Source organism: Hoeflea sp. BAL378, from assembly GCF_000759435.1.
Classification (GTDB): domain Bacteria; phylum Pseudomonadota; class Alphaproteobacteria; order Rhizobiales; family Rhizobiaceae; genus Hoeflea.
Genome location: NZ_JRJG01000242.1, coordinates 1 through 2,852, shown reverse-complemented (window position 1 = coordinate 2,852; position 2,852 = coordinate 1). Strand labels below are relative to the sequence as shown.

General features: G+C 66.7%; 2 protein-coding genes and 1 pseudogene. All 3 read right to left on the bottom strand.

The features are described from left to right. Positions 1-679: pseudogene (locus LL06_RS25565) on the bottom strand (acetyl-CoA C-acyltransferase); the annotation flags it as partial. A 28-nt stretch (positions 680-707) separates the two neighbouring features. After that, the gene (locus LL06_RS25560; protein ID WP_035533770.1) at positions 708-1,847 is read right to left on the bottom strand and encodes an acyl-CoA dehydrogenase family protein; all 1,140 of its coding nucleotides are present in this window, start codon (positions 1,845-1,847) and stop codon (positions 708-710) included. A gap of 60 nt (positions 1,848-1,907) precedes the next feature. Continuing rightward, positions 1,908-2,678: an enoyl-CoA hydratase-related protein gene (locus LL06_RS25555; RefSeq protein ID WP_052161913.1), complete on the bottom strand. Its 771-nt coding sequence runs from the start codon at positions 2,676-2,678 to the stop codon at positions 1,908-1,910. Positions 2,679-2,852: the final 174 nt, after the last annotated feature.

Here is a 2,852-nt window from a genome sequence, read left to right as displayed (position 1 = left end):
TCGCCGCGAAGGCCGGCCTGAGCGCGGCGAGGCTCTGCATCGTGGTTCCGGGCCGCATGTGCTCGTCGCGGTCGAGCAGCACCCTGTCGAGCTGGTCGCGCACCGCGACGATCGAGCGGTCGAAACGCCGCTCCTCCCAGGCCTTCGCCGCGCGCCGCTGGCTTTCCACGGCATAGGCGTCGACATCCTCGCGCGAGAAACCCCATTTGGTGGCAATCAGGTCGGCGCCGATGCCCTGCGGCGTGTAATAGGTCTTGAAGGCGACCTCGGGATCCGAGAACCAGCCGCCGGCGTCGGCGCCCATCGCCACGCGCGACATCGATTCCACGCCGCCGCCGACGGTGAGGTCGGACTGGCCGGACATGATCTGCGCGGCGGCCATGTTGGTGGCCTCTAGGCCCGAGGCGCAATAGCGGTTGATCTGCACGCCGGCCGCCGTTTCGGCGTAGCCGGCGTTGAGCGCGGCGACGCGGCCGACATTCGAGCCCTGCTCGCCCACCGGCATGACGCAGCCGAGCACGACATCATCGACAAGCGAGGTGTCGAGGCCGTTGCGGTCGCGCAGCGCCCTGAGCACATGGGCGGCGAGGTCGAGCGGCGGGACTTCGTGCAGCGCGCCGTCGGGACGACCGCGGCCGCGCGGCGTGCGCACGGCATCGTAGATAAAGCAGTCTTGCATCGTAGAGCTCTCCTTCACTTGGCCGCGCTCAGAGAGTGCGGGCGATCAGTTCCTTCATAATTTCGTTGGTGCCGCCGTAGATCTTCTGCACGCGCGCATCGGCCCACATGTGCGAGATCGGATACTCCTCCATGTAGCCGTAGCCGCCGAAGAGCTGCAGGCAGGCGTCTGCGATCTCGTTCTGCTTCTGGGTGCACCACCATTTGGCCATCGCCGCCGTGGTGGCGTCGAGCTCCTCGCGCAGCAGCTTGTCCACGCAGTCGTCGAGGAAGGCACGGGCGATGGTGATCTCGGTCTTGGCCTCGGCCAGGACGAAGCGGGAGTTCTGGAAGTCGAGGATGCGCTTGCCGAAGGCGGTGCGCTCCTTGGTGTAGGCGACGGTCACGGCGAGCGCGGCCTCGGCGGCGGCAATCGCCTGCACGGCGATGATCAGCCGCTCCTGCGGCAGCTGCTCCATGAGCTGGTAGAAGCCGCGGTTCTCGCCGTCGCCGATCAGGCTCTCGGGCGGCAGCGACACCGAATCGAAGAACAGCTCCGAGGTATCCTGCCCGTGCAGCCCGATCTTCTTGAGGTTGCGGCCGCGCCGGAAGCCGTCGGCCTGGTCGGTCTCGACGACGAAGAGCGAGATTCCGCGCGCCCCGGCATCGTGATCGGTCTTGGCCGCGACGATGATGAAATTGGCGTTCTGGCCATTGGTGATGAAGGTCTTCTGGCCGTCGAGGAAGTAGCGGTTGCCTTCGCGCCGCGCCTTGGTGCGGATCGCCTGCAGGTCGGAGCCGGTGCCTGGCTCGGTCATGGCGATGGCGCCGATCAGTTCGCCGGAGGCCAGTTTCGGCAGCCATTTCGCCTTCTGCTCGTCCGAGCCGTAGCGGGTGATATAGGGCGCCACGATGCCGTTGTGCAAAGGGATGCCGAAATCGAGGAAGCCGATGGCGCCGAGCTCATCCATCACGACGGCCTCGTGGCGGAAATCGCCGCCGGCGCCGCCATGCTCCTCGGCAATGCTGACGCCCAGCAGCCCCATCTCTCCGGCCTTGCGCCAGGTCTCGGGCGAAACCCGCCGGTCCTCGCGGAAGCGCTCGATGTTGGGCACCACCTCCCGGGCGAGGAACTTCCTCACCGAATCGCGGAACGCCTCGAGTTCGCCTGTGATCTCACTGTCTGACATGGGGTCTCCAATCAACCGTTTGTTTCTCATCGGCGCGCACCTGTCCCCGCGGACGGCGCGTCAGCCGGATGTGCTGAAATCGGGCTTGCGCTTCTCGACGAAGGCAAGCGCTGCCTCGCGCGCCTGCGGGCTGCTGCGCAGCGAGGCGATTATGCCGCATTCGTGCTCATAGGCTTCGCGCAGGCCCATCTCTTCGACCCGATTGGCCGCGGCCTTGGCGAGCCGCATCACCTCGGGGCTGCTGGCGGTGATCTGCCGGGCGATCTCGCGCGCCTCGTCCATCAACCGCTCGGGCGCAACCACGCGCTCGACCAGATGATGGTGCCAGGCCGCCGCCGCATCGATCCGGCAGCCGGTGAAGGCCATCAGCCGCGCGATTCCCTGCGGCGCGATGCGCATGACATGGCGGATACCGCCCATGGCGCCGACCTTGATCTCGGGCAGCGCAAACACCGCCTTCTCGGAGGCAATCCGGATATCGGCGAGGGCAGCGAGCACCATGCCCGTCCCCATCGCCGCGCCGTTGACGGCGGCGATCACCGGCACCGGGCAGTCCTGCAGCGCGTTGAAGGTGATCCGGATCAGCGCCAGATCCTCGGCCGCCTCGTCCTCGGTCTGGTCGAGAAATCCGTCGATCTCGCTTCCGGCGCAGAAGCAGCGGCCCTTGCCCGTCAGGATCACCGCCCGGCAGGAGGGATCGCGGGCGATACCCGCCAGCGCCGCGCGCAGCGCCGCGAACATCGCGCTCGTGAACGCATTGACCGGCGGGCGGCGCATCGTCACGACCGCCACGCCCTCCTCGATTTCCACGCAGATCGGCTGCCCGTCCAAGCGCCCACTCCTCATGTTTCCATACCCGACCGATAGCAGGATGAAGCGCTCTTGACAATCAGCTAACAAATGTTTGATTTATTCGTGACGAGAAGGAGTCGATCATGCAGGAACCAGCTGTCACGGTCACGGTGGAGGCAGGCGTCGCCACGCTTTCCATAGACCGGCCAAGGG

What these genes read in the sequence shown, in the direction of transcription:
- LL06_RS25560 (WP_035533770.1), bottom strand. Translation starts at nt 1,847, where the DNA reads ATGTCAGACAGTGAGATCACAGGCGAACTCGAGGCGTTCCGCGATTCG.